Origin of the sequence: Klebsiella sp. Ech2A (assembly GCF_030078455.1) — a bacterium.
GTDB lineage: Bacteria > Pseudomonadota > Gammaproteobacteria > Enterobacterales > Enterobacteriaceae > Klebsiella > Klebsiella terrigena.
In genome coordinates, this window is record NZ_JAQGFU010000010.1 from 36,846 (window position 1) to 63,689 (window position 26,844).

26 protein-coding genes and 1 other annotated feature are annotated in these 26,844 nt (G+C 50.3%); of the genes, 16 read left to right on the forward strand and 10 right to left on the reverse strand.

Annotation, left to right across the window (positions count from 1 at the left end; all coding sequences use genetic code 11):
- The first annotated feature begins 864 nt into the window (after positions 1-864).
- Genes rfbB through PFH44_RS04355 form a run of 12 tightly spaced genes read left to right on the forward strand, consistent with a single transcriptional unit; the run spans position 865 to position 14,896 of the window.
- Positions 865-1,929 (forward strand): dTDP-glucose 4,6-dehydratase, encoded by a 1,065-nt coding sequence (gene rfbB, locus PFH44_RS04300; RefSeq protein WP_283824398.1) that lies wholly within the window; start codon positions 865-867, stop codon positions 1,927-1,929.
- A gap of 17 nt (positions 1,930-1,946) precedes the next feature.
- Positions 1,947-2,816 (forward strand): glucose-1-phosphate thymidylyltransferase RfbA, encoded by an 870-nt coding sequence (rfbA, locus tag PFH44_RS04305; protein WP_283824399.1) that lies wholly within the window; start codon positions 1,947-1,949, stop codon positions 2,814-2,816.
- 32 nt (positions 2,817-2,848) lie between these two features.
- On the forward strand, positions 2,849-3,739 hold the full coding sequence (gene rfbD, locus PFH44_RS04310; RefSeq protein ID WP_283824400.1) for a dTDP-4-dehydrorhamnose reductase: 891 nt from the start codon (positions 2,849-2,851) through the stop codon (positions 3,737-3,739).
- Between the two features lie 18 nt (positions 3,740-3,757).
- Positions 3,758-4,303, forward strand: coding sequence for a dTDP-4-dehydrorhamnose 3,5-epimerase (gene rfbC, locus PFH44_RS04315; protein WP_283824401.1), 546 nt, complete (start codon positions 3,758-3,760; stop codon positions 4,301-4,303).
- Positions 4,300-5,118, forward strand: a complete 819-nt coding sequence (locus PFH44_RS04320; RefSeq protein ID WP_283824402.1) for an ABC transporter permease — start codon at positions 4,300-4,302, stop codon at positions 5,116-5,118. The genes rfbC and PFH44_RS04320 overlap by 4 nt, the downstream gene beginning before the upstream one ends.
- A complete protein-coding gene (locus PFH44_RS04325) occupies positions 5,108-6,454 on the forward strand; it encodes an ABC transporter ATP-binding protein (protein WP_283824403.1) in 1,347 nt (448 codons plus the stop codon). The genes PFH44_RS04320 and PFH44_RS04325 overlap by 11 nt, the downstream gene beginning before the upstream one ends.
- Entirely contained in the window at positions 6,451-9,996 is a 3,546-nt protein-coding gene (locus PFH44_RS04330) for a glycosyltransferase (protein ID WP_283824404.1), read from the forward strand. Before PFH44_RS04325 ends, PFH44_RS04330 begins: the two co-directional genes overlap by 4 nt.
- Positions 9,997-10,027: 31 nt before the next feature.
- Positions 10,028-10,918, forward strand: a complete 891-nt coding sequence (locus tag PFH44_RS04335; RefSeq protein WP_283824405.1) for a glycosyltransferase family 2 protein — start codon at positions 10,028-10,030, stop codon at positions 10,916-10,918.
- Positions 10,884-11,744 carry a glycosyltransferase gene (locus tag PFH44_RS04340; RefSeq protein ID WP_283824406.1) on the forward strand — a complete coding sequence of 287 codons (861 nt, stop codon included), beginning with the start codon at positions 10,884-10,886 and terminating at the stop codon, positions 11,742-11,744. The genes PFH44_RS04335 and PFH44_RS04340 overlap by 35 nt, the downstream gene beginning before the upstream one ends.
- Before the next feature lie 51 nt (positions 11,745-11,795).
- Positions 11,796-12,740, forward strand: a complete 945-nt coding sequence (locus tag PFH44_RS04345; RefSeq protein WP_283824407.1) for a glycosyltransferase — start codon at positions 11,796-11,798, stop codon at positions 12,738-12,740.
- Between the two features lies 1 nt (position 12,741).
- Positions 12,742-13,137 (forward strand): GtrA family protein, encoded by a 396-nt coding sequence (locus PFH44_RS04350; protein ID WP_283824408.1) that lies wholly within the window; start codon positions 12,742-12,744, stop codon positions 13,135-13,137.
- Between the two features lies 1 nt (position 13,138).
- Complete coding sequence (locus tag PFH44_RS04355; protein WP_283824409.1) at positions 13,139-14,896, forward strand: DUF2142 domain-containing protein; 1,758 nt, start codon at positions 13,139-13,141, stop codon at positions 14,894-14,896.
- A 104-nt stretch (positions 14,897-15,000) separates the two neighbouring features.
- Here the strand turns inward: PFH44_RS04355 and hisIE are convergent, their stop codons facing one another.
- From hisIE to hisL, 9 genes are all read right to left on the reverse strand, one after another.
- Positions 15,001-15,600 (reverse strand): bifunctional phosphoribosyl-AMP cyclohydrolase/phosphoribosyl-ATP diphosphatase HisIE, encoded by a 600-nt coding sequence (gene hisIE, locus PFH44_RS04360; protein WP_283824410.1) that lies wholly within the window; start codon positions 15,598-15,600, stop codon positions 15,001-15,003.
- A complete protein-coding gene (gene hisF, locus PFH44_RS04365; protein WP_045859515.1) occupies positions 15,594-16,370 on the reverse strand; it encodes an imidazole glycerol phosphate synthase subunit HisF in 777 nt (258 codons plus the stop codon). Before hisF ends, hisIE begins: the two co-directional genes overlap by 7 nt.
- Complete coding sequence (hisA, locus tag PFH44_RS04370) at positions 16,352-17,089, reverse strand: 1-(5-phosphoribosyl)-5-[(5-phosphoribosylamino)methylideneamino]imidazole-4-carboxamide isomerase (protein WP_283824411.1); 738 nt, start codon at positions 17,087-17,089, stop codon at positions 16,352-16,354. The genes hisF and hisA overlap by 19 nt, the downstream gene beginning before the upstream one ends.
- Entirely contained in the window at positions 17,089-17,679 is a 591-nt protein-coding gene (hisH, locus tag PFH44_RS04375; RefSeq protein ID WP_076945657.1) for an imidazole glycerol phosphate synthase subunit HisH, read from the reverse strand. Before hisH ends, hisA begins: the two co-directional genes overlap by 1 nt.
- On the reverse strand, positions 17,679-18,746 hold the full coding sequence (gene hisB / locus PFH44_RS04380; RefSeq protein WP_283824412.1) for a bifunctional histidinol-phosphatase/imidazoleglycerol-phosphate dehydratase HisB: 1,068 nt from the start codon (positions 18,744-18,746) through the stop codon (positions 17,679-17,681). The genes hisH and hisB overlap by 1 nt, the downstream gene beginning before the upstream one ends.
- Entirely contained in the window at positions 18,743-19,804 is a 1,062-nt protein-coding gene (gene hisC, locus PFH44_RS04385) for a histidinol-phosphate transaminase (RefSeq protein ID WP_045859508.1), read from the reverse strand. The genes hisB and hisC overlap by 4 nt, the downstream gene beginning before the upstream one ends.
- The gene (hisD, locus tag PFH44_RS04390; RefSeq protein ID WP_045859506.1) at positions 19,801-21,105 is read right to left on the reverse strand and encodes a histidinol dehydrogenase; all 1,305 of its coding nucleotides are present in this window, start codon (positions 21,103-21,105) and stop codon (positions 19,801-19,803) included. Before hisD ends, hisC begins: the two co-directional genes overlap by 4 nt.
- Before the next feature lie 57 nt (positions 21,106-21,162).
- Positions 21,163-22,062: an ATP phosphoribosyltransferase gene (gene hisG / locus PFH44_RS04395; RefSeq protein WP_041146363.1), complete on the reverse strand. Its 900-nt coding sequence runs from the start codon at positions 22,060-22,062 to the stop codon at positions 21,163-21,165.
- A 46-nt stretch (positions 22,063-22,108) separates the two neighbouring features.
- Positions 22,109-22,231 (reverse strand) — a sequence feature (His leader region).
- Positions 22,207-22,257 (reverse strand): his operon leader peptide, encoded by a 51-nt coding sequence (gene hisL, locus PFH44_RS04400; protein ID WP_115193915.1) that lies wholly within the window; start codon positions 22,255-22,257, stop codon positions 22,207-22,209. (Overlaps the previous feature by 25 nt.)
- Positions 22,258-22,432: 175 nt before the next feature.
- Between hisL and PFH44_RS04405 the strand changes: the two genes are divergently transcribed.
- The 3 genes from PFH44_RS04405 (at position 22,433) to PFH44_RS04415 (ending at position 25,834) form a co-directional block, all read left to right on the forward strand.
- The gene (locus PFH44_RS04405; RefSeq protein ID WP_045859504.1) at positions 22,433-23,257 is read left to right on the forward strand and encodes an SDR family oxidoreductase; all 825 of its coding nucleotides are present in this window, start codon (positions 22,433-22,435) and stop codon (positions 23,255-23,257) included.
- Between the two features lie 38 nt (positions 23,258-23,295).
- Positions 23,296-24,186, forward strand: a complete 891-nt coding sequence (locus tag PFH44_RS04410; protein ID WP_045859502.1) for a LysR family transcriptional regulator — start codon at positions 23,296-23,298, stop codon at positions 24,184-24,186.
- A gap of 289 nt (positions 24,187-24,475) precedes the next feature.
- Positions 24,476-25,834: an APC family permease gene (locus tag PFH44_RS04415; RefSeq protein ID WP_283824413.1), complete on the forward strand. Its 1,359-nt coding sequence runs from the start codon at positions 24,476-24,478 to the stop codon at positions 25,832-25,834.
- Between the two features lie 54 nt (positions 25,835-25,888).
- Here the strand turns inward: PFH44_RS04415 and PFH44_RS04420 are convergent, their stop codons facing one another.
- The gene (locus tag PFH44_RS04420; protein ID WP_045859498.1) at positions 25,889-26,206 is read right to left on the reverse strand and encodes an ArsR/SmtB family transcription factor; all 318 of its coding nucleotides are present in this window, start codon (positions 26,204-26,206) and stop codon (positions 25,889-25,891) included.
- Between the two features lie 237 nt (positions 26,207-26,443).
- On the opposite strand from PFH44_RS04420, the gene PFH44_RS04425 reads away from it, so the two are divergent.
- Positions 26,444-26,844: GTP-binding protein (locus PFH44_RS04425; protein ID WP_283824414.1), on the forward strand; the 401-nt coding region annotated here is incomplete at its 3' end.

Below are 26,844 nucleotides of genomic sequence, written 5' to 3' on the forward strand. Positions count from 1 at the left end.
CAATATGAGATTGCGTACAGCCTGTTGACTATATTGTTACTGATTATATGTTTTCCGAGCATTCCAGCGCTGAATGTTCGAGATTTCTATGCTAATTGATCTTTTTTTGATTTTTTTAATTACATATCAGTTGGTTATGTTAATTCCTCTTTGTTGTGTGAATAATGTATCCTTATTGTTTGCTTTTTGCATGAATTGATTCGCCATGCTTTTTGATTTTTATTCTTAGTTACCAGCGTTATAATGCGAGGATAATCTATGCGTCGCAGGATTGTTCTTTTGCAGCGTCACTCTTCCTCAGAACATCTGGTGGCCTGTGTTCTAAACGCTAAAATAGATACTTTTGATCTGAGGGCTGAATATGAGGAATGCGGTGGATCGTTGAGCCAGTTTAGCTACTCTTGATGTTTTAGTGATTCATACAGCAGCTTTACTGACGTGTTGAGTCAGCATTCAGCGAACGTATCGGTGATGTGGGTGAGCTCGGGTTCTTGCTAAATGAGAAAGTCCCGATAGATAGCCAGTGTCAAAATGAGGAGAGTAGCTCACATGCATCTATGGCCTGGTTGTGCGGTGAAAGGTCTGAAACAGAGATATGGCTTCCGGGATATGTCTCTGTTTTTAAGTTGGTTATCGCGGATATACGCGGTCTGTTTCGTTTGTGGCGGTACGGCTCAGCGTTAAGGCCGCAGTCGGGCATCGGCAAGTGTGTGCTGTTACCGCATGGTCAGTGCCGTGAAAGAATGATGAAAGTAGTACAGAAGCGTTACGCGCTTTGGTTGCGATAGCCAATGGCGGTAGCGTGCCTGAAATTTATGATACATGCTTAATTGGCATATAACTATTTGAAAAATGAGATAAAGTATGAAGATCCTTGTTACAGGTGGCGCGGGTTTTATCGGTTCCGCCGTTGTTCGTCATATTATTGAAAATACCCAGGATGACGTCCGCGTCGTGGACTGCCTGACGTACGCAGGTAATCTCGAGTCTCTGGCATCCGTTGCCCAAAATGAACGCTACTCATTTTCGCGCACGGATATCACCGACGCACAGGGGATCGCCGGACAGTTCAGTGAGTTTCAGCCTGATATCGTGATGCACCTGGCGGCTGAAAGCCACGTTGACCGCTCTATTGACGGTCCAGCTGCCTTTATCCAGACTAACCTGATCGGCACGTTTACGCTGCTTGAGGCGGCACGTCACTACTATCAGTCGCTGAACGAAGCGCAGAAACAACGCTTCCGCTTCCACCATATCTCCACCGACGAAGTCTACGGCGACCTGCACGGCACCGATGACCTGTTTACGGAAGAAACCTCCTATGCACCGAGCAGTCCGTACTCGGCCTCCAAAGCCGGAAGCGATCATTTAGTCCGTGCCTGGAACCGCACCTACGGTCTGCCGGTGGTGGTGACTAACTGCTCGAACAATTACGGCCCGTACCACTTCCCGGAAAAGCTGATCCCGCTGACCATTCTCAACGCGCTGGCGGGCAAACCGCTGCCGGTTTACGGCAACGGCGAACAGATCCGCGACTGGCTGTACGTCGAAGACCACGCGAGGGCGCTGTATAAAGTGGCCACCGAAGGCCATAGTGGCGAAACCTACAACATCGGCGGCCATAATGAACGTAAAAATATCGATGTGGTCAGAACCATCTGCGCCATCCTCGATAAAGTCGTGGAGCAGAAGCCGGGCAATATCAGCCACTTTGCCGATCTGATTACCTTTGTCAAAGACCGCCCGGGCCATGACCTGCGTTACGCTATTGATGCGGTAAAAATTCAGCGCGATCTCGGCTGGGTGCCGGAAGAAACGTTCGAAAGCGGCATTGAGAAAACGGTGCACTGGTATCTGAATAATCAGACCTGGTGGCAGCGCGTGCTGGATGGCTCCTATGCCGGTGAACGTCTTGGCCTGAATAACTAATTAAGGTGGATTGCAGGATGAAAGGTATTGTTCTGGCCGGCGGCTCCGGCACCCGTTTGTATCCGATTACCCAGGGCGTGTCGAAACAGCTGCTGCCGATTTACGATAAACCGATGATTTATTACCCGGTGTCGGTGCTGATGCTGGCCGGGATCCGCGATATTCTGATTATCACCACGCCGGAAGATATGCCGGCCTTCCAGCGTCTGCTGGGTGACGGCGCGCAGTTTGGCGTCAATTTCAGCTACGCTATTCAGCCGTCACCTGACGGCCTGGCACAGGCCTTTATTATCGGTGAAGAGTTCATCGGCAATGATGCCTGTGCGCTGGTGCTGGGCGACAATATCTACTTCGGGCAAAGCTTCGGTAAAAAGCTGGACGCTGCGGCCAGCAAAACGTCGGGTGCCACCGTCTTTGGCTACCAGGTTCTCGACCCTGAACGCTTTGGCGTGGTGGAGTTTGACGAAAACTTCAGGGCGCTGTCGATTGAAGAGAAGCCGCTGAAGCCAAAATCAGACTGGGCGGTGACCGGCCTGTACTTCTATGACAATGACGTTGTTGAGATGGCAAAAGCGGTCAAACCGTCAGAACGCGGCGAGCTGGAAATCACCACTCTAAACCAGATGTATCTGGATCGCGGTGATCTGCAGGTTGAACTGCTGGGACGTGGTTTTGCCTGGCTGGACACCGGTACCCACGACAGCCTGATTGAGGCCTCGCAGTTTATTCATACCATTGAGAAGCGTCAGGGGATGAAGGTCGCCTGTCTGGAAGAGATCGCCTTCCGTAATCGCTGGTTGAGCGCTGAAGGCGTGGCGATGCAGGCCGAGCGGCTGAAGAAAACCGAATACGGCGCTTATCTGCAACGTCTGCTCGGCGAACGCTGATCGCGTACTGACCAAATACAGGGTATGAATTAATGAAAATTTTGTTGATTGGCAAAAATGGCCAGGTGGGCTGGGAGCTGCAGCGTTCGCTGTCGACGCTGGGTGAGGTGGTCGCCGTTGATTACTTCGATAAAGAGTTATGTGGTGATTTGACCAATCTTGCGGGTATCGCGCAAACCGTGCGTCAGGTGAAGCCGGATGTGATTGTCAATGCGGCTGCGCATACGGCGGTGGATAAAGCGGAAAGCGAACGCGAGCTGTCCGACCTGCTGAACGATCGTGGCGTGGCGGTGCTGGCGGAAGAGTCGGCGAAGCTGGGTGCCCTGATGGTGCATTACTCCACCGACTATGTGTTCGACGGGGAGGGTAGCCACTATCGTTCTGAAGACGAGGCCACCGGGCCGCTGAACGTTTATGGCGAAACGAAACGCGCCGGAGAAATCGCGCTGGAGCAGGGTAACCCGCGCCATCTGATTTTCCGTACCAGCTGGGTCTACGCCACGCGCGGGGCGAACTTTGCCAAAACCATGCTGCGCCTGGCGGGTGAAAAAGAGACGCTGTCGATCATTAACGACCAGCACGGTGCGCCGACCGGCGCCGAGCTGCTGGCGGACTGTACCGCCGTCGCCATTCGTGAAGAGCTGCGTAACAGGGCGGTTGCCGGGACCTACCATCTGGTGGCCAGTGGTGAAACCAGCTGGTGTGATTATGCCCGCTTTGTGTTTGATGTGGCACGGGAAAACGGTGTGCAGCTGGCCATCAAAGAGGTTAACGGCATTCCGACGACGGCCTGGCCGACGCCGGCGAAACGACCGCTGAATTCCCGTCTGTCGAATGAGAAATTCCAGCGCGTATTTGGCGTGACGCTCCCGGACTGGCGCCAGGGTGTTGAGCGCGTGATTGTTGAAGTATCAGGTAAGTAAAGCAGGTGAGCATACAAAATGAATATTATTAAAACCGCAATTCCGGATGTATTAATCTGTGAACCGAAAGTGTTTGGCGACGCGCGCGGGTTCTTCTTTGAAAGCTTCAGCAGTAAAGTATTTGATGAAGCGGTGGGTCGCAAGGTTGAGTTTGTACAGGATAACCACTCGCAGTCGCAGAAAGGTGTGCTGCGCGGGCTGCACTATCAGCTGGCGCCACATGCCCAGGGTAAGCTGGTGCGCTGCGTTGAAGGTGAAGTGTTCGACGTAGCTGTTGACGTACGCCGCTCGTCACCGACGTTTGGTCAGTGGGTGGGCGTGGTGCTGAGTGCGGAAAACAAGCGTCAGCTGTGGATCCCGGAAGGTTTTGCGCACGGATTTATGGCGCTGAGCGAGACGGTGCAGTTTGTGTATAAAGCGACCAACTACTACGCGCCGCAGTCTGAACGCAGTATTCTCTGGAATGACCCAACAATAAACATTCAATGGCCAAACCAGGATGTATTGATTTCCGATAAAGATAAAGTCGGTGCATTGTTCCTTGATGCTGAGGTCTATGAATGAGTTTTGTCGTTAACCAAACCCGGGAGCTATTTAAGTCACTCATTTCTAATCGACGGTTAATTTACACCTTAACTCGTCGCGAAGTGATTAGCCGGTACCGCGGTTCAGTATTAGGGTTGCTTTGGTCATTTTTCACACCTGTCCTTATGCTTGTGGTATACACATTTGTATTTAGTGTCGTATTCCAGGCAAAATGGAGTGAGGGGAGCACGTCACGTACAGCATTTGCATTAGTTCTATTTTCAGGGTTAATTATATTCAACTTGTTTTCTGAATGTATTAATCGGGCGCCAACTATAATACTTGCAAATGCGAATTATGTGAAAAAGGTAATATTCCCATTGGAAATATTATCTTGGGTGAATTTATTTGCTGCATTATTCCATTTTTCAATTAGCTGTCTGGTATGGCTTATCTTCTATATTGTAGAAGTAGGCATGCCTCATATCACCATCCTTTTGCTACCGATTATCCTCCTGCCATTAGTTTTGATGATTATGGGTCTGAGCTGGTTTTTAGGTTCTTTAGGTGTATATTTACGTGATGTTAGCCAAATAGTTGGTATAGTCACAATGGTGCTAATGTTCTTATCGCCAATCTTTTTTCCGACGTCTGCACTTCCCGAATCAGTAAGGCCACTGTTATTACTTAATCCACTGGCTCAATTTATTGAACAAGCCAGAGATGTAATGTATTGGGGGCGGGTTCCAGAAATTAGACCGTATTTAGTTGGGTTAATTGTTAATGCAGCGATTGCATGGGCTGGATTCCTTTGGTTCCAGAAAACACGGAAAGGGTTTGCAGATGTCATCTGATAATATTATTGAGATAACAGGTTTAAGTAAGTGTTATCAAATTTATGACTCACCAAAAGATCGTTTGATGCAGATGTTCTTTCGATCTCGTAAACAGCTTTACCGTGAATTTTGGGCTTTAAAAAATGTCAGTTTTTCCCTTAAAAAAGGCGAAACGGTTGGCATTATCGGCCGAAATGGCTCGGGTAAATCTACTTTGCTGCAAATGATTTGCGGAACACTAACACCCACAGATGGTACGGTGAAGGTTAATGGCCGTATTGCTGCATTGTTAGAGCTTGGTGCGGGGTTTAACCCTGAGTTTACAGGCCATGAAAATATTTTTATGGCTGCGTCTCTATATGGCTTGACAAATGAGCAAATCAGGCAAAGGTACGATAAAATCCTGGCTTTTGCTGATATCGGGGATTATATCGACCAGCCAGTAAAAACATATTCGAGTGGGATGTATGTTCGTCTGGCTTTCGCGGTTATCGCCCATGTTGATGCCGATATACTGGTCATTGATGAAGCTCTTGCGGTTGGTGATGCGGTATTCACCCAGAAATGCATGCGATTCATCAGAAAGTTTAAAGAGAATGGCACCTTACTGTTTGTCAGTCATGATACCCAATCAGTAATAAATTTATGCGATAAAGCAATCTGGATCCATAAAGGTGAAATGATTGCTTCGGGCAAAGCCAAAGCTATTACAGAAAAGTATCTACAGTATACCTTGCAAGAGGTTTACGGTGATGAAACTAAACTTGATGATATTAAAAATAATAAACAAGATGACGTTTCTACGGATCAATCACAACTTGCCATTGCTGAAAATGCGACGGCTAATGATACTTTCGACTATAACTCTCAATACGGTATTGATAACAATCTATCAGATGCCAATGGTTGGAAAACTGGTGCTGGTGAAATTATCGATGTGTCATTCAGTGATGTGGCAACCGGGAACACCCACCACCTGTACAAAGGCGGCGAAAAAGTCAAACTATGCATTACTGCGATTATAAATGAGCAATTTGACTCACCGATATTAGGTTTTCTGGTTAAAGATCGTCTGGGCCAGGTGTTATTCGGAGAGAACACATTGCCATTCACCAATAAAAATGCATTTTCTGTAGGTTCTGGTGAGAAAATGACCGCTGAATATGTGTTCACATTGCCGATGCTGCCCAATGGAGAATATTCGATGATGGTCTCCTTGGCTAATGGTGATATAAACAGCCATGTTCAGCACCACTGGCTACATGATGCCTTGATAATCAATGTCTCTTCAAGTGATGTACGTTGGGGATTGGTCGGTATTAAGTTTGATGATGTGAAACTGGGAAAAGAATGAAAAATTTAATTGAGCTCTATGATGAGCATAACGGGAAATCATCAGATAAGTGGGATATTTATCTCCATACTTACCACCAGTACCTTTCTAGTTCCAGAATGTCTGTCAAGAATTTTCTAGAAATCGGCGTGCAAAATGGTGGTTCACTGGAAATATGGCGCAAATATTTCCCCGTCGCCGAGAACATCATTGGTTGTGATATCAATCCTGATTGTGAAAAATTAAAATATAATGACGATGCAATTAAGATTGTTATCGGGAACTCGTCAACTGAAGAAGTAAAAAACCGGATTCAGGATATTGCACAATCATTTGATTTGATTATCGACGATGGTTCGCATGATTCATCCGACATCATTAAATCTTTCTTGCTGTACTTCCCTCTGGTTAATGATGAGGGAATTTATATTGTTGAAGATTTACATTGTAGCTACTGGCAAAACTTTGAAGGGGGACTTTATGAACCGTTTTCTTCAATGGCATTTCTTAAAAAATTAGCCGATGTGCAAAACCATGAACATTGGGGTATTGAGTTAAGCGCTGATGAATTCTTACAGCCTTTTTATGAACACTATGGTTGTAAACATTTAGGCCCTATAGACTATCGAGAAATTCATTCTGTTACTTTTATAAACTCCCTGTGCATCATTCAAAAGGGTAAAGCAAAGTCTAATCTTCTCGGTGTTCGACATATTGTCGGCGACGAAGAAAGCGTTGTCCAGGGTAATAAGGCCCACAATGGTACTTATATGCCTGCCATGCTACAGGCTCATAATTTTTGGAGTTCATTACCACTCCATCCAGAAATGGAATGGCAGAAATTAGTCGTTGCAGAACAGGAACTGACTAAAGAGATTCTTGCTCAACAGAAAAGACTGAAAGAACTTCAAAGCCATATAAGTAAACAAGAACAGCATATTCAAGAAGTTAATACAGTACTTGAAGAAAAAGAAGATCTCATCCAGCGCCTGAGTTTTGATAATCAGGCGTTACGGGATTCAACGAGTTGGCGTATAACCAAACCGATACGCTTAGCCATGCTTAATCTCCGTCGAGCCAAAAAAGCGGCCAAAACCGTCACTCATGTGACGAAAACTCACGGTGTTGCTTATACCTACAGAAAAGGGATGGCGGTATTTAAGCGCGAAGGTATTTCGGGCGCGTTCCAGCGAATCAGGCATGTCGCGGCATTCCAGAGTATGCAAGCAGTACGCGTTCAGAAGGAATTACCCGCAATTAGTCTCGATGCCACTAAGATACTGAGCCTGCGCGTATTGATCATTGCAGAGTTATCAATACCTCAGTGTCGTAAGTACCGTGTTGATCAGAAAGTTGAATTATTTAAAAAACTCAATGTACCTGTTACAGTACTCAACTGGCATGACTGGCAGTCATGTATTGATGCGTTACAGAGTCATTCCTTAATTATTTTTTATCGCGTGCCAGCATTTGACAGCGTTCATCGTATTTTTGATGAGTGTGATAGACTTAATCTCCCGACGTATTGGGAAGTCGATGACCTTATCTTTGATGCTGAAGTGATGAGGAATAGTCGTACCTTAAATGAGCTGGATAAAGATGTCTTCCAGGGGTTACTGGATGGTGCTCATTTATATAAATCGGCAATGTCACGTTGCAAATTTGCTATTGCATCGACTCCTCATCTTGCAGAAGAAATGGTCGCAGCCGGCGTGAAACGTGCGTTTGTTGTTGAAAATGCGCTTGATCCAGAAACCGTTGTGACAGCGTCTTCGTTACCCGAAACACGAAAAAGTAATGAAGACAATATTATCCGAATCGTTTATGGTTCTGGAACTAGTACGCATAACGTTGATTTCCTTGAAGCTTCTGATGCGATTCTGGCAATTCTTAAAAAGCATAAAAATGTTCATTTCCGCTTGATTGGAACTTTAGGGTTACCAAAAGAATACGATGTTGTGCAGGCCCAGATAGAAAGAATAGAATTCTGCCCGTATACCGATTACCTGAAAATCCTCAATGAATGTGATATCAGTATCGCACCGTTGGAAAACTATGTATTTAATGATTCAAAAAGTAATATTAAATACATTGAAGCCTCAATTTTAGGTGTTCCATGTGTTTGTTCACCGCGTCCTAATTTTTCAAATGTGATTAATCATGGCGAAAATGGTTTCTTGTGTGATAGCACGGAGCAATGGGTTTCAGTGATTGAGGAATTAGTGGATTCTGCCGAGTTACGTCATGCTGTTGGTCTGCAGGGTAAGCAGACCGTGCTGGCACGCTACTCTCAGGAATTTATCGCCAGAAATCAGGTTATGCCGCTGGTTGATGATTTTAATCATCCTGTGGAAACGGCTAAAAAGCAGATTTTATCCGTAAACTGTTATTACGGGCCACGTTCTTTTGGCGGCGCCACTGTTGTTGCTGAAGCACTAAATAAGCGCTTAAATACAAGTGAACAGTTTGATATTCATGTGTTCACGGCGTTAAACCAAGATTATGGTCAGCTAAATAAACTGCGCCGCTATGAGTTTGATGGGCAAGACTGCTATGGTATGGTTATCCCGGACGTACTGTCATCGAAAAAGCAGATCGTGAACAATGATATCGATGCGGAATTTACACATGTTCTCGATCTGGTTAAGCCGGACTTAGTACATTTCCACTCGATTCAGGGACTTGGCGTTACTATGCTTGACATTTGTCATCAGCGTAATATCCCTATTGTTGTTACTGCCCATGATTACTGGTGGTTATATGAACATCAATTCATTCTGAGTTTTGATGAAAAACATAAGTTCAGGGGCTTGAGCAAAAAATTAGACAGCGTTTATCATCTTGATAGTAACGATGACTATTATCAGATGAAGAAAAGAAGTTCATTGAAACTTGCGGATGTAATACTTGCGCCAAGTCTTTTCACCTCTGAGGTATATAAAAGCGAAGGCTTTGACAATGTTCGCCTGAATAAGAACGGCGTCGCCGCTCCTTCTTCAGAACGAGTACGTCATCCACATCAACCGTTGAAGTTTGGTTATGTGGGCGGAAACACGAATATCAAAGGTTTCCATCTGATCAAGAAGGTATTTTCTAGCATTCCGGCAAGTCAGGCATGCTTAGTCATAGTTGATAATACTCTTAACCTTGGATTCCCATCGTTTAGTCCGGACGATCTTGATGGTATTAATTCTGTCGAGGTAGTGCCGGCATTTACTCAAGCTGAAATTGATGATTTTTATGCCGGGATTGATGTTTTACTTTATCCAACACAATCCAAGGAGAGTTTTGGTTTGACCGTTCGCGAGGCCCTTATCCGTGATGTATGGGTCATTACCAGTGATGCTGGTGGGGCGGCCGAGGATATCATTGTTGGCGAGAATGGGTTAGTGATTCCATTCAATAATGAAAGTAACGATTTATCTAAGGCTGTGTCAAAAACGATTGAGTATTTTGCGAAGAGAGATTCCTCGAGACCTCTCACTCTCCCTCATTCTCACATTCGAAATTTTGATGAGCAATATGAAGAGTTGTCTTCAATTTATTTGGATGTTTTAAAGTAAAGGGCCTTTGGCCCTTTTATGGATATTAGTTGTGAGTAATGAAATCCTTGCAATTACGATAACATTTAATCCTGAAATTGAACGTTTAGAGACACAGATTCGACAATTAGATAGCAGCGGTGTTGATATTTTGATTGTCGATAATGGGTCAGACAATAGCGCTGAGATTTCAGCGCTGTTGCAGCAAGAAACAGTAACTGTGAACCTTCGTTTAATTGGCAGCAATGTTGGGATTGCGACAGCTCAGAACCATGGGATTGAGTATGCCAGGGTACAAGGCTACAGGTATGTTCTCTTGATGGACCAAGATAGTATACCTTCCGATAATATGGTCGATATACTTTATCAGGCACTTCGGCAGCACGATGATGCTGCTGCTGTTGGTCCTGTATTTATTGATAGCAATGGTACCAAACACTCTCGCTTCATTCGCGTAGAGGGACTTCGGGTGAATAAAAACCTTGAGGCCGATAGCTCCGGATGTGTTGACGTTGACCATTTAATTGCCTCCGGGTCATTAATACCAGTCGAAGTTTTTGAAAAAATTGGTGACATGGATGACTCGCTGTTTATTGACTATGTTGATGTTGAGTGGTCACTACGTGCACGCCACCAGGGGTTACGCTGCTACGGCGTATTGAATGCTGGTATGACGCACTCATTAGGAGAGCGCCGGGTTGCAGTCTTCAATCGTAGTGTGGCTATCCATGCTCCTGTGCGTCATTACTATCAGGTGCGTAATGCAATATTGTTGTATAAAAGAAATTATATCCCGGTTAACTGGAAGGTTGTAGATGCCTATAAGTTAGTTGCTAAGTTAGCTGTTTTTATTCTCTCAGCTGAAAATAAAAGCTCGGAGATAAAAATGATTTCAAAGGGGTTTCTTGATGCTTTCAGGAATATCAGCGGGAAATATAAGTGATAACTGCAGTGGGTATAATGTTGTGGACAAAGAAATATCTGTTAAAATCTCGATTGTTACTTATTATATAGATGATGATATATTCCCGTTAGTAGAGTCATTTCTCATCGCAGCACAAAAAACACCCTATTTGAACTATAAATTTGCGATTATTGAAAACGGTTATAAAGAGAAAACAGAAATACATCGGCAGGTTGAAAAGAAATATCCCTTCTGTACTGTCACTATTACTGGTGAGAATTTAGGGTATGGTCGTGCTCATAATTTAACCATCGATTCAACCTTTGATTACCATCTGGTGTTAAATCCTGATATTGAGTTTGCACCTGACTCTTTACGTGTTGCATTCGAATTTATGGAGCAAAATACGCATTGCGGATTGCTATCACCACAGTGTCACTGGCGAAATGGCGACCGTCAGTATCTGTGTAAAAGATATCCTGACGTATCTGTTCTGTTGATTCGCGCTTTTGCACCAAAAATTATTCAGGACATGTTCAGAAAGAAGCTAGAATATTATTGCATGAAGGATGAAATGCAGGCTGAAACCATTCTATGGAATCCACCAATTGTCACTGGTTGTTTTATGCTTTTTAGAACCTCTGTGCTGACTGCTTTAGGGGGCTTTGATAAAGACTTCTTTTTATATTTTGAAGATACTGATTTAAGTTTAAGAGCCACTAAAATGACGGATGTGGCCTATGTACCTGAAGTCAGGATGGTGCATCATGGCGGAAATGTATCGAGAAAAGGAATTAAACATATTCTCTTCTTTACGTCATCAATGGTGAAGTTTTTCAGAAAGCATGGCTGGAAAATTTTATAATTTTATTAATAATTAAGTTGAAATGCTATATTGATTTTAAAGGAAAATATAATGCTTTACCGCGGGTTAAGTGTTGCTTTAATTGTTCCATGTTATAACGAAGAAAAAACGATCTACCAGGTGATCAGCGACTTTAAACAGCAAATGCCTGAAATTGAAACTTACGTTTTTGATAATTGCTCAACGGATAATACACAAAGTGAAGCTCTGCGGTCTGGTGCTCAGGTAATTAATGTAAAGCAAAAGGGTAAGGGGAATGTTGTAAGACGAATGTTCGCTGATGTTGATGCGGATGTTTATGTAATGGTGGATGGTGATGCCACCTATGATGCTTCTTCTGTTCACGAATTAGTCGATGAGTTAATTGATTCAAGACTTGACATGGTTGTTGGGTGCAGGAAGGTCATTGCCGAAGAAAATACTAATGCCTATCGATTAGGGCATGAGTTCGGCAATAAGCTATTAACCCAAAGCGTTACGCAGATCTTTGGTGGTCAATTCACTGACATGCTTTCAGGTTATCGGGCATTTACCCGCCGATATGTAAAATCTTTCCCTGCTTTATCAAGAGGCTTTGAGATCGAAACTGAACTGACAGTTCATGCACTTGAATTACGTATGCCGTATGGTGAAATCATCACTGCGTATGGTGAAAGACCAGAAGGGTCGACCAGTAAACTTTCAACTTATAAAGATGGCTTTCGGATCTTAAAAACTATTTTCAGACTGTTTATGAGGGAAAAACCGCTCTTCTTTTTTAGCATTATTGCGGTGGTGCTGTTTATCACATCGATGACACTTTCTTTCCCTGTGTTTGCCGAATACTTTGAGACCGGTTTGGTACCACGTCTGCCAACAGCTATACTCTCAGCATTGTTGATGCTGGCAATGTTCTTATCAATCGCCTGTGGCCTAATTCTGGACAATGTTAACATTGGCCGACATGAAAGCAGGAGATTAGCATATCTGATGATCGCTAACATTGACAGGAAGTAAAATGACCTCAATCCAAAAGGAGTTCATAAAATTTGGCTTGGTGGGGATCGCTGGTTTTGTTGTTGATGCTGGCTTTTTATATATATTGAAGTCGCCTTTAGGTCCTTATCTTGCACGGCTATGTTCCTTTTTCTGTGCCGTTTGTGCCACATGGATATTAAATCGGACATTTACCTTCAATATTGCTGCCAGGCCGAAGAGTATTTTTAAAGAATTTATCAGCTATGTGATGAGTATGGTGGTTGGGGGAGGGGTAAACCTCGCTGTTTATTCTTTGGTTGTCGTTACTCTAGGTAGGTCAGCAGGGTATTTGTTAATTGCTCTTGCATTAGGGAGTATTGCAGGAATGGTCTTTAACTTTGCAATTACAAAATTATTAATATTTAAGGCAAGATAAGATGGGTTTGCGACAGAAGCTGTGTTTATCTGGTATATTTGTGCTATTGATGATTTGTTTATCATGGGTATTAATCGTAAAGCCTCCGTTTGGTTCTCCTGATGAGCTAAATCATACGGCGAGAGCTTATGGGATTTTGAACGGATACATGTTATTAAAGCCTGTTGGTGATGATGGCACTTCAGGTACTTATGTTGATCAATCCTTGTTTGACGCTGTAAAAATATATCGTGATGAAATCGCCGACTCTGGTGATGCAAAATCATTTAAATCCGGCATCGATAAGATGAAGGAACTAAAATGGTCTGGGCATGATTCTGCTATTCAAATTCCTAATGTTACGTTTTACGCCCCGCTTGTTTATTTTCCACAATCGTTAGCCTATGCAATAGGTAAAGTCTTAGACATTAATTTCTATGATACATATATAATTGGCAATTATTTAACATTTGCTGTTTGCATAGCGTTGTTATTTATTGCATATTTTATATATCCTATACCACCACTGGCTATGTTTTTTATTACTATGCCGATGATGGCCTATCAATTAATGTCACCAACGATAGACGGAATAAGTGTGGCATTAACAGTTCTGGCACTTTCAATCCTCTTCAGGCTTGAGAAAAATCCTCAGACTGAAAAGTATCTGGCGTTGTTAGTTTTGATGTCTGTGTGTATTTTTGCTTCGGCAGGTAGTCGTGCTAACTTGCTCCTGATGTCGTTCATTCCGCTGTGGCTATATTACTCGAATAAAAAGAAATCAAATCTGGTATTATTCATATTACTGATAACTTCTACATTTGGTTGGACGATTTTTAATATTGTCAGCGTCCATGATTCAGCTATGGGGCGCCATCCTGGTTATTCTAATTTTGAACTTATTATTTATTATATTAGCCATCCGGTTGAGCTTGTTTCAGTTATTTTTAACACGCTGACAAACTCTGGTTTAGTAACCGGTTATTATCACTCTTTTATAGGTGTTCTTGGCTCTCTGGATGCTCCAATCAAAGATAATCAACGTAACGTATTTACGATATCGATGTTGTTTGTTTTTTTATCATCTTTGATTCTTCGTGAGAAAAATCGGGTGAGGAAATTTGAAGTTTTTATTATCCTGTTAGCGTTGTCTGGTGCATTACTCATTTTCCCGGCACTACTTGTGCAATGGACATCATTCCCTGCGACTTATATTGATGGTGTTCAGGGACGTTATTTTATTATTCCGGCAATTGTCTTTGGCTATGCGTTTTCTGTTAACGCAAAACATCAAAATAAATACGTGTTTTTAATGTTACTGCTGGCGGTTTTTTCAACCTATACGGTTCATTCTAGCATGGTTAATCGTTACCTTAGCTCAACGGTTAAGTTACCGTATACCAGTGAAATATCCAGCGTTGCTGAAATTAAAAATATTAAAGAAGATGAGGTTGTCCAGTATTATCTTGATGTGCCTGAAGGCTCGGTCAAGACGGTCTCGTTTTACATGGCAAATTATAATAACGCGAGTAAAGGTAATGCTTCGCTGAATGCATGCAGTGGTAACCAATGTGTTGAGACCAACTTGAACATTAACGGTATGATGGATAACTCCTTCGTTGAATTTAAGTTCAATAAACCACTTAATATTGTAAACCACGATATGCAATTAAATTTTAAATTTGTGCCTGAAAAAGATAGCCAACCATTAGTAATCTGGGAATTTAAGCGTAAATCAGATGGTGTGAAAGTGCCTAAGATGATAATAGATTATTATTGACAATCTTTTAGAATGTTTAACTAAGTAATATAATTCATGCGTTTTTAAAATACGGTTGCTTCTTTTTTATTAAAGGATGTTGGGCTACCCCAACATCCTTTTTTTTATTTATGCCTATTGCGTAAATTCTCTATCACCGCCGTCAAATCCAGCTCCTGATCCTGCAGCAGCACCATCAGGTGATACATCAGGTCCGAGGCCTCGTTCTTCAGCTCAAACCGGTCATGCACCGTGGCGGCCAGCGCCGTTTCCACGCCTTCCTCGCCAACCTTCTGCGCAATGCGCTTGGTGCCGCTGGCGTACAGCTTCGCGGTATAAGAGCTCTCCGGGTCGGCGTGCTTACGCTCGGCCAGCAGCTGCTCGAGCTGATACAGGAACAGCCACTGGTGTCCCGCTTCGCCGAAGCAGCTGGACGTGCCCTTGTGGCAGGTTGGGCCAATCGGATTCACCAGTACCAGCAGGGTATCGTTGTCGCAATCCGGGGTGATACTCACCACGTTGAGGAAGTTGCCGGAGATTTCGCCCTTGGTCCACAGACGCTGCTTGGTGCGCGACCAGAAGGTCACCTTTCCGCTCTCTTCGGTCTTCGCCAGCGCTTCCTGATTCATGTAGCCAAGCATCAGTACTTCGCCGGAAATAGCGTGCTGTACGATGACCGGCATCATGCCGTCGGTTTTTTGCCAGTCCAGCTGTTCAGTTAACATACCCTAATCTCCACGCCCTGTGCTGCCAGGTACGCTTTCAGTTCACCAATATTAATAATCTGCTTGTGGAACACCGATGCGGCCAGCGCGCCGTCGACGTTGGCGTCGCGGAAGGCTTCAAGGAAGTGTTCCATCGTGCCGGCGCCGCCGGAGGCGATCAGCGGTACGTGGCACACGGCGCGGACTTTGCTCAGCTGCGCAAGATCGTAGCCGTTACGCACGCCGTCCTGGTTCATCATGTTCAGCACGATCTCTCCGGCCCCGCGCTTCTGCACTTCCTCTACCCAGTCGAGGGTTTCCCACTGGGTTACCCGGGTGCGGGCTTCGTCGCCGGTGTACTGATTAACGTGGTACTTGCCGCTATCGGCGTCGAACCAGGTATCGATACCCACCACGATGCACTGCACGCCAAAGCGATCGGCGAGGCGGGTAATCAGCGTCGGATCGGCCAGGGCAGGGGAGTTAATCGAAATCTTGTCAGCGCCAAAAGAGAGGATCTGCGCCGCGTCTTCCAGCGATTTAATCCCGCCGGCGACGCAGAACGGAATATCGATAACTTCCGCCACGCGGGAAACCCAGCTTTTATCGACCACCCGGCCGTCGCTGGAGGCGGTGATATCGTAGAAGACCAGCTCATCCGCGCCTTCGTCGGCGTAGCGCTTCGCCAGCGGGACGATATCGCCGATGATTTCATGATTACGGAACTGCACGCCTTTCACTACCTGGCCGTCGCGAACGTCGAGGCAGGGGATTATCCGTTTTGCCAGCATTGAATGGCCTCCGTTACGTTGAATTTATCTTCCAGCAGGGCGCGGCCAACAATGACGCCGCGAACGCCGGTTCCGCGCAGCGCGGCGATATCGTTAAGATCGCCGATGCCGCCGGAGGACTGGAACGCGACCTGCGGATAGCGGGTGCACACCTCTTCATATAAAGAGACGTTAGAACCGGCCAGGGTGCCGTCGCGGGAGATGTCGGTGCACAGCACGTGCTGCAGGCCAACCGGCAGATAGCTTTCTACCAGCTCCTCGAGGGTTACCCCTGAGTTTTCCTGCCAGCCGCTGACCGCCACCTGCTTATTACCCTCGGCATCGATGCGCACGTCGAGCGCCAGCACCAGATGCTGCGGGCCGAAACGTTTGAACCAGCCCTTCACCGTCTCCGGCGATTTCACCGCCGTTGATCCAACCACCACGCGCGCGACGCCGGCATCGAGCAGGGCCGCGACGTCCTCTTCCGTACGCACGCCGCCGCCGACCTGTACCGGTACGTCAACGCCGGCAACCAGCGTTTTGAGCAGCGCAATCTGCCGCTTTTCGGGATCTTTCGCGCCGGTCAGGTCGACCAGGTGCAGCACTTCCGCACCTTGAGCGGCGTACGACTGCAGGCGCGGCAGTGGATCGTTACCGTAGTCGCGCTGCTGGCCGTAATCGCCCTGGTGGAGGCGGACTACCGTGCCGTCAATTAAATCTAAAGCCGGAATTATCATCACATCTCCAGGAAATTTTTCAGCAGCTGGGCGCCGGCGCTGCCCGAGCGCTCCGGGTGAAACTGCACGCCAAAAAAGTTATCTTGCTGTACCGCGGCGGTGAACGGCTCACCGTAGTTGCACTGGGCGATGGTGTGCGGATTGACCGGCATCGCGTAGCTGTGGACGAAGTAGAAATAGGCCCCGTCCTCGATACCGCTGAACAGGCGATTCCCCGCTTTCGGGTATACGCGGTTCCAGCCCATATGCGGCAGCGGCAGCCCGTGGTCGGTCATCTTCGGCACGTCTTCGTCAATAATGCCCAGCAGATCGACGCCGTTGCTCTCTTCGCTGCGCCGGCCAAGCAGCTGCATGCCGAGGCAGATCCCCAGCACCGGCTGGGTGCAGGCCTTCACCAGCTCAATCAGCTCGCGGTCGCGCAGCTGGTCCATCGCTGCCTGGGCGGTGCCCACTCCGGGTAAAAACAGCTTGTCGGCGCGCAGCACCACGTCCGGATCGCGGCTCACCGCCGGCTGATAGCCGTGGCGGAGAATTGCCGACTTCACCGAATTGAGGTTGGCGCATCCGGTATCGAGGATCACCACGTTCATTACAGCACCCCTTTTGAAGATGGCAGCGTGTCGCCCTGGACGCGGATCGCCTGACGCAGCGTGCGGCCAAAGGCCTTAAACAGGCTCTCGACGCGGTGGTGGTCGTTCTTGCCCTTGGTTTTCAGGTGCAGGGTTACCGCCATGGTGTAGGAGAGCGAGCGGAAGAAGTGCTCCACCATCTCGGTGCTCAGGTCGCCGACGCGCTGATAGGCAAACTCCGCTTTATATTCGAGGTGCGGACGCCCGGAAATGTCCAGCGCGCAGCGGGCCAGGCACTCGTCCATCGGCAGCACAAAGCCAAAGCGGCTGATGCCGCGCTTATCGCCCAGCGCCAGCTTCAGCGCTTCGCCCAGCGCCAGGCCGGTATCTTCCACCGTGTGGTGATCGTCAATATAGAGGTCGCCGCCGACGTTAATCTCCAGGCGGAAGCCGCCGTGGGTGGCTATCTGATCGAGCATATGATCGAAGAAGCCGACGCCGGTGTGGATTTTGCTGCCGCCTTCGCGATCCAGCCAGACCTTCACATCGACCTGGGTCTCTTTGGTGATGCGCTCAACGTGGGCATAGCGGTCGCGGCGGGTAAGCTGCTCGCAGATGGTCGGCCAGTCGAGGGTCTCGCGGTCGTAGCGCAGGCCGATAATGCCCATATTTTCCGCCAGCTCGATGTCGGTGGCGCGATCGCCGATGACGTAGCTGTTGGCTTTATCCAGCACGCCTTCTTCCAGCCACGGCAGCACCAGCTGGGTTTTCGGCTTGCGGCAGTCGCAGCCTTCCGTCGGCAGGTGCGGACAAATCAGCACCGCTTCAAAGTTCACGCCCTGGGAAGCAAATACCTGCATCATCAGGTTGTGCGGGCCGTCAAACTCATCCTGCGGCAGGCTGTCGGTGCCCAGACCATCCTGATTGGTGATCATCACCAGCCGATAGCCTTCCTGCTGCAGCTTCAGCAGCGCGGGGATCACCTGCGGCTCAAAGGCCAGCTTTTCAAAGCGGTCTACCTGAAAATCAACCGGTGGCTCGGAAATCAGCGTACCGTCACGGTCAATAAAGAGAAACTTCTGGGTCATACATTCTCCGCAGTCAAGGCGTCAATCACGCGCTGGCTCTCTGCACGGGTACCGATAGTGATACGCAAACAGCCGCTTAATGAGGGTTGTTTATTCTGGTCTCGTAAGATAATGCCCTGATCCCACAAAGATTTAAATACCGCGCTGGAGGCTTTAATGCGCGCGAGGATGTAGTTGGTCTCGGAATCGAAAACCTGCTCAATGCAGGCGATGCCGCGCAGCTGGCCAATCAGGTACTCGCGCTCGTCAACGATCTGCGCGACGCGGGCGCGCATGGCGGCGATACCCTGCTCGTTGAGCGCCTGGGCGGCGATATCGGCGACCGGCGTGGAGAGCGGGTAGGGGGCGATGACCTTCATCAGCAGGCTAATCACCTCGGCGTTGGCCAGCGTAAAGCCGCAGCGCAGGCCGGCGAGGGCAAAGGCCTTCGACAGCGTGCGCAGCACCACCAGGTGCGGGTAGTCGCTCAGCCAGCCGGCCAGCGTCGCCTGCGGGCAGAACTCGATGTAGGCTTCGTCGGCGATGACAATCGCCTTGCCGCGGGTCATCTCCAGCAGCGCGCGCATATCGTCGGGATTGATCACCTGCCCGGTCGGGTTATTGGGGCTGCAGACAAAGACCACCTTCACGCCATCGAGGCTGGCGGCGATGCCGGGGAGATCGAGCTGCCAGTCGCTCAGGCTCGGCACCGTCCGGCGATCCACGCCGAAGGTTTCGGTACTGACGCCGTACATGCCGTAGGTTGGCGGGCAGTAGAGCACCGCGTCCTGTCCCGGCTCGCAGAAGGCGCGGATCACCAGCTCAATGCCTTCATCAGCGCCGCGGCTCACCAGAACCTGCTCGGGCTTAACCCCGGCATAGCGGGCGTAGTTCTCAATCACCGCTTTCGGCTGGCCTTCCGGGTAGCGGTTCAGCGTTTGCTGAGTTAGCTGGAATTCAACGGCGGTCGGGAATTCGTTGGCGTTGAGCCAGACGTCGCCTTTACCGCCCAGGCGGCGGGCGGACTGGTATGGCGTCAGGTCACGGACGTTAGCGCGGGCTAAATCTTCGATGCTCATGCTTGCTCCTTAAGCGCTGCAACGCGCAGCGTAACGGCATTTTTGTGGGCGGTCAGGCGCTCGGCGGCGGCGAGAATTTCAATCGTTGACGCCAGGGCGGAAAAGCCTTCGCGGGACAGCTCCTGCACCGTCATGCGCTTCTGGAAATCCGCCAGGCCGAGGCTGGAACAGGTAGAGGTATAGCCGTAGGTCGGCAGCACGTGGTTGGTGCCGGAGGCGTAATCGCCCGCCGACTCGGGCGACCAGTCGCCGAGGAATACCGACCCGGCGCTGGTGATGCTGTCGACCAGCTCACGCGCCCTGCGGGTCTGAATAATCAGGTGCTCCGGGCCGTACTGGTTGGAGATCTCCACGCACTGCGCGAGATCGCGCGCCACGATAATGCGGCTGGCTGAGAGCGCCTCGCGAGCGGTTTCCGCCCGCGGCAGCTCCGCCAGCTGGCGCTCAACGGCCTGGGCGACGCGGCGGCCCATTTCAGCATCAGGGGTCAGCAGAATAACCTGCGAATCCGGGCCGTGCTCGGCCTGCGACAGCAGGTCTGAGGCCACGAAGTCCGGCGTCGCGCCGCTGTCGGCAATCACCAGAACTTCTGACGGACCGGCGGGCATGTCGATCGCCGCGCCGTCGAGACGCTGGCTGACCTGACGCTTAGCCTCGGTAACGAAGGCGTTACCCGGGCCAAAAATTTTGTCCACTTTGGCAATCGATTCGCTGCCGAAGGCCAGCGCCGCAATCGCCTGCGCGCCGCCGACGTTAAAGACGTTACGCACGCCGCACAGCCGGGCGGCATAGAGAATTTCATCGGCAATGGGCGGCGGGGAGCACAGCACCACCTGCTGACAGCCGGCGATGCGCGCCGGCGTTGCCAGCATTAATACGGTAGAGAACAGCGGCGCCGAGCCGCCGGGAATATAGAGGCCGACGGAGGCGATGGGGCGGGTGACCTGCTGGCAGCGCACGCCCGGCAGCGTCTCAACGTCCACGCCCGGAAGCTGCTGGGCGTTGTGGAAGGTTTCAATATTGCGTACCGCAACCGCCATCGCCTGCTTGAGCTCGTCGCTCAGGCGCTCGCCGGCGGCGGCGATCTCTTCGTCGCTGACCTTCAGCGCCTTGACGTCGGTCTTATCAAACTTTGCGCTGTACTCGCGCAGCGCCGCGTCGCCGTTTTGTTTAACGTTATCAAGGATCTCAGCAACGGTGCGTGTGATGCTGTCGGAAGCGGAAATTGCCGGGCGCATTAATAGTTGTTGCTGTTGTTTGGCGCTACAGCTATTCCAGTCGATGATTGTGTTGAAGCTCATGATCGTTTCCCCTGTTTAATCTCTGAGACAGGCCCGGTGGGGCCCGTGCTGGCTGGATTACTCCATCATCTTCTCAATCGGCAGAACCAGGATCGAGCTGGCGCCGAGCGCTTTCAGTTTTTCCATGGTTTCCCAGAACAGGGTTTCGCTGCTGACCATGTGCATCGCTACGCGCTGCTTATCGCCCGCCAGCGGCAGGATCGTCGGACGCTCGGCGCCCGGCAGCAGGGCCACGACTTCTTCCAGACGCTCGGTCGGCGCGTGCATCATGATGTATTTCGATTCCCGCGCCTGGATAACGCCCTGAATACGGGTCAGCAGGCGGTCAATCAGCTGCTGTTTGGCATCGGCGATATCGCCGTCGCGCTGAATCAGGCAGGCTTTAGAGCGGAACATCACTTCCACTTCGCGCAGGCCGTTGGCTTCGAGGGTTGCGCCGGTAGACACCAGGTCGCAAATCGCGTCGGCGAGGCCGGCGCGCGGGGCGACTTCAACTGAGCCGTTCAGCAGGCAGGACTTAAACGAAATGCCTTTCTGATCGAGGTAGCGCTTCAGCAGGTGCGGGTAGGAGGTGGCGATACGCTTGCCGTCCAGCGCAGCCGGGCCGTCCCAGCGCTCGTCCGCCGGGGTGGCCAGCGACAGGCGGCAGCCGCCGAAATCCAGACGACGCAGGGTGAAGTAGCGCGGGTCTTCGCCCTGAGCGCGGCGGCTCAGCAGCTCTTCTTCCAGCACGTTTTCGCCGATAATGCCCAGATCGACCACGCCGTCCATAATCAGGCCCGGGATATCGTCATCACGCACGCGCAAAATATCGATCGGCATATTTTCTGCCAGCGCAATCAGGCGCTGAGTGTGCAGATTCACTTTGATGCCGCAGCGGCTCAATAATTCGCGTGAATCTTCGCTCAGGCGGCCTGATTTTTGAATAGCTATGCGTAAACGGCTGTTGTCTAACATTCTTCTTTTCCTCTTATACCTGTCTGAATCTGTCCGAATTTAATTCAAAAAAAAGCCCCCGGAAGTAAATCTTCCGGGGGCTCTCTTTGCGTTCATGCACCTCTGGAAGATCCAAACGTCTTCCAGCACACATCGCCTGAAAGACTAGTCAGGATGATGGTGATGATGGTGGTTTTTAGATTGAACGCAGTTCATAAAATTCTCTTTGAATGACTATGCATTTGATGCCTTTAACCTAAACCAGTTCAGCGGCATAAAGCAAGGGCTTTTTACTATCATTAATTCATTTCATATTCACCGAAGAAATTGTCAGCCGCCGCCGGCTGGCGTAGCCTTAAGTCAGCACAGCGAAAGAGCCAGGAGCCAGAGTATGAAAAAGGTCGCGATTGTCGGATTAGGATGGTTGGGTATGCCCCTTGCGCTGTCGTTGATGGCGCGTGGGTGGGAGGTGACCGGCAGTAAGACGACGCAGGATGGCGTGGAGGCGGCGAGGATGTGCGGAATTGACGGCTATCCGTTGCGTCTTGAACCGCAGCTGGTTTGCGACACCGAAGATCTGGATGCATTAATGAACGTCGATGCGCTGGTGATCACCTTGCCGGCTCGCCGTACCGGGCCGGGGGAGGATTTCTACCTGCAGGCGGTGCAGGAAATTGTTGATACCGCGTTAGCCCACCACGTTCCGCGGATAATTTTTACCAGCTCCACCTCGGTATATGGCAACGCCAGCGGCACCCTGAAAGAGGGCGCCCCCCGCAATCCGCAAACCGCCAGCGGCAGGGTGCTTAAAGAGCTGGAGGACTGGCTGCATAACCTACCGGGAACCTCGGTCGATATTTTACGCCTCGCCGGGCTAGTGGGGCCATCGCGCCATCCGGGACGTTTCTTTGCCGGCAAGTCGGCGCCGGACGGCCAGCAGGGGGTCAATCTGGTCCATCTGCAGGACGTTATCGCCGCGATTGAGCTGCTGCTGCAGGCCCCGAAGGGCGGACACATCTATAATATATGTGCGCCAAAGCATCCCGCTCGCGGCGTCTTCTATCCGCAGATGGCCCGCGAACTTGGCCTGCCGGCACCGGTGTTTGCCGATAACCCGGACGGCGATACCGGCAAGATTATTGACGGCAACCGCATCTGCTACGAGCTGGGATTTGAGTATCAGTACCCGGACCCGCTGGTCATGCCGATGGAGTAATCAGTCAGCGGGAAATCGCGAACCGAAAGGGGGCGGCGATGAAACCACTGCTGGATGTCCTCGTTATTCTCGATGCGCTGGAAAAAGAGGGGAGCTTTGCCGCGGCGTCGGCAAAGCTTTATAAAACGCCCTCCGCGCTGAGCTACACCATTCATAAGCTGGAAAGCGATCTTAATATTCAGCTGCTTGACCGCAGCGGACACCGCGCGCGCTTTACCCCCAGCGGCCAGCTGCTGCTCGAAAAGGGGCGCGAAGTGCTCCACACCGCTCGGGAGCTGGAAAAACAGGCGATTAAGCTGCACCAGGGCTGGGAAAACGCGCTGGTCATTGCCGTGGACGCCACCTTTCCCTTCTCTTTACTGGCGCCGCTGGTGGGCCAGTTTTATCAGCAGCACCGGCTGGCGCAGCTGCGCTTTAGCCGCGAGACCGTGAGCGGCCGCTGGGAGGCGCTGGTCGAAGGGCGGGCGGATATCGTGGTCGGCGCGTTAAGCGATCCGCCAGCTCTCAGCGGCTACGGTTTCACTTCGCTGGGCGAGCTGGAGCATATTTTTGTCGTCGCCCCGCAGCATCCGCTGGCGCAGCTGCCGGAACCGCTGAGCTGGCGGGTGATGAAGCGCCACCGGGCCATTATCTGCGGCGGCGGCTGGCCGTCCGCTGACGATCAGGAGAATCTGGCGGCTTTTGATTTTCCCGGCCTGCTGGCGCTGGTTTCCGCCGGTCTTGGCTGGGGCTATCTGCCGCGCTACCTGGCCCAGACCCAGCTTGACCTCGGCGAGCTGATAATGAAGGAGGTTGCCGCCCATCAGCCGCTATACCGGGCGTGGATTGGCTGGCATGAGGACGCATCCGGCCTCGCCAGCGAATGGTGGCAGAATGCTGTTTTAGCAAATAATGCTATTCGCAGGATATACAATACTAAAATTGTATGAATATTAGTCTTTTAAATGGTTCCTACAATTTTTTGGCTCTTCTACGGCTTGTCATCCGGCCAGTAAATGTTGCAAAATACGCGGCCTGAAAAACAGAAACTAGCCGACGCTTTTTAAAGCGTCGGTTATTTTTTTGCTTTAAAGACACATCATTCAATACCAAGAGGCCGGGCTTCGTACCGGATAGATATTTACTAAAAACCGACAGTTGTTGTCGCTGAGGAATACACAGAAATGGGGCAATTTTTTGCTTACGCGATGGCTTTCGCCGTAAAAGGGGATGACCACAATGTCGCATAACGCTACTCCAAAAACCTCTCGCGTGGAATTACGTAAAACGCTTACGTTGATTCCGGTTGTCATGATGGGCCTGGCCTATATGCAGCCGATGACGCTGTTCGATACGTTTGGTATCGTCTCTGGATTGACCGACGGTCACGTTGCGACGGCCTACGCCTTCGCGCTGATCGCCATTCTTTTCACGGCGCTGAGCTACGGTAAACTGGTTCGTCGTTTCCCGTCCGCGGGCTCCGCCTACACCTACGCTCAGAAATCTATCAGCCCGGCCGTTGGCTTTATGGTTGGCTGGTCATCGCTGCTCGACTATCTGTTTATGCCGATGATCAACATCCTGCTGGCGAAGATTTACTTTGAAGCGCTGATGCCTTCTATTCCGTCGTGGATCTTCGTGGTTGCGCTGGTCGGCTTTATGACCGTGTCCAACCTGCGCAGCATCAAGGCCGTGGCGAACTTCAACACCCTGATTGTGGTTCTGCAGATGGGCATCGTGGCGGTTATCGTCGGCCTGATCATCTACGGCGTCATGCACGGTGAAGGCGCCGGTACGCTGACCAGCACCCGTCCGTTCTGGTCTGAAGGGGCCCACGTGGTGCCGATGATTACCGGCGCGACCATTCTGTGCTTCTCGTTCCTCGGCTTTGACGGCATCTCTTCCCTGTCTGAAGAGACCAAAGACGCAGAGCGCGTGATCCCGCGGGCTATCTTCCTGACCGCGCTGATCGGCGGGATGATCTTTATCTGTGCCTCTTATTTCCTGCAGCTGTACTTCCCGGATATCTCGCGCTTCAAAGATCCGGACGCGTCGCAGCCTGAAATCATGCTGTACGTGGCGGGCAAAACCTTCCAGTGGGGCGTGCTGATCTTCTCCAGCGTCACCGTTCTGGCTTCCGGTATGGCCGCACACGCGGGCGTTTCCCGTCTGATGTACGTGATGGGCCGCGACGGCGTATTCCCGACCAGCTTCTTCGGCTACGTTCACCCGAAATGGCGTACCCCGGCGTTTAACGTCCTGCTGGTGGGCGCAATTGCGCTGCTGGCGATTAAATTCGACCTGGTCACCGCGACGGCGCTGATTAACTTCGGGGCGCTGGTGGCCTTTACCTTCGTTAACCTGTCGGTCATTTCGCAGTTCTGGATCCGCGAGAAGCGTAACAAGACCCTGAAAGATCACGTCAACTACCTGGTGCTGCCAACCTGTGGCGCGCTGACCGTTGGCGCACTGTGGGTCAACCTGGAGCAGAGCTCTATGGTGCTGGGCCTGATTTGGGGCACCATTGGCCTGGTCTACCTGGCCTGCGTGACCCGTCGTTTCCGCAACCCGGTTCCGCAGTACGAAGACATTGCCTGATCGCGTATCAGAATGAAAAAAGCCGGGGGGAGACCTCCGGCTTTTTTGTTTCCGTCACTTCTGCGCTTCCTGGCGCATCACTCTGAGCAGCGTATCCAGCAGTCCGGGAAAACGCGCCTCCAGATCCTCCCTGCGCAGCGAAATCATATTCTCCCGTCCCTGAGGGCGCTGCCATATCACGCCGCTATCGCGCAGCACGCGCCAGTGGTGGGTCATGGTGGACTTGGCAACGTCTTCATGGCGCAGGGCGTTGCAGCTCTGTTCGCTGCCATCGGCGAGGATGCGAATAATCTCCAGCCGCATCGGATTGCCAAGGGCAAAAAGAACATTTTCAAGGCGGATTTGTTCACGTTCGGGGTGATTGGCGATCATAATATTCCTGTGTCGGCGGTTGCTCTGTTCCGCGGAACAGCAGCCCGTATCGGCGGCTGGCCGGTAATATACCCAAACTCAATCGCTAAAGCCACGCGCGGTGCTGCAGCTTCACCGATAGTAACGATAGCAAAAATAGTTCGAATATACTCGTACAGTTGTACTATGATGGATGCCGTTGAATGAACCGCGGCCGTTTCGCCGCTCACTGACAGTCAAAATGACTAAGGACGCATCATGCCCCGACCCATCCCCCTCGAACGTTATCGCAACATCGGTATCTCCGCGCATATCGATGCCGGTAAAACCACCACCACTGAGCGCATTCTGTTCTATACCGGAATGAGCCATAAGCTGGGTGAAGTACACGATGGTGCGGCAACAACCGACTGGATGGCGCAGGAGCAAGAGCGCGGGATAACCATTACCTCCGCCGCGGTAAGCTGCTTCTGGCCCGGCATGGACCGCAGCTTTGAGCCGCACCGGATTAATATCATCGACACCCCAGGGCACGTCGATTTTACCATTGAAGTCGAGCGCTCCATGCGGGTGCTCGACGGCGCGGTGATGGTCTACGACTCCGTCGGCGGCGTGCAGCCGCAGTCGGAAACCGTCTGGCGGCAGGCGAATAAGTATCA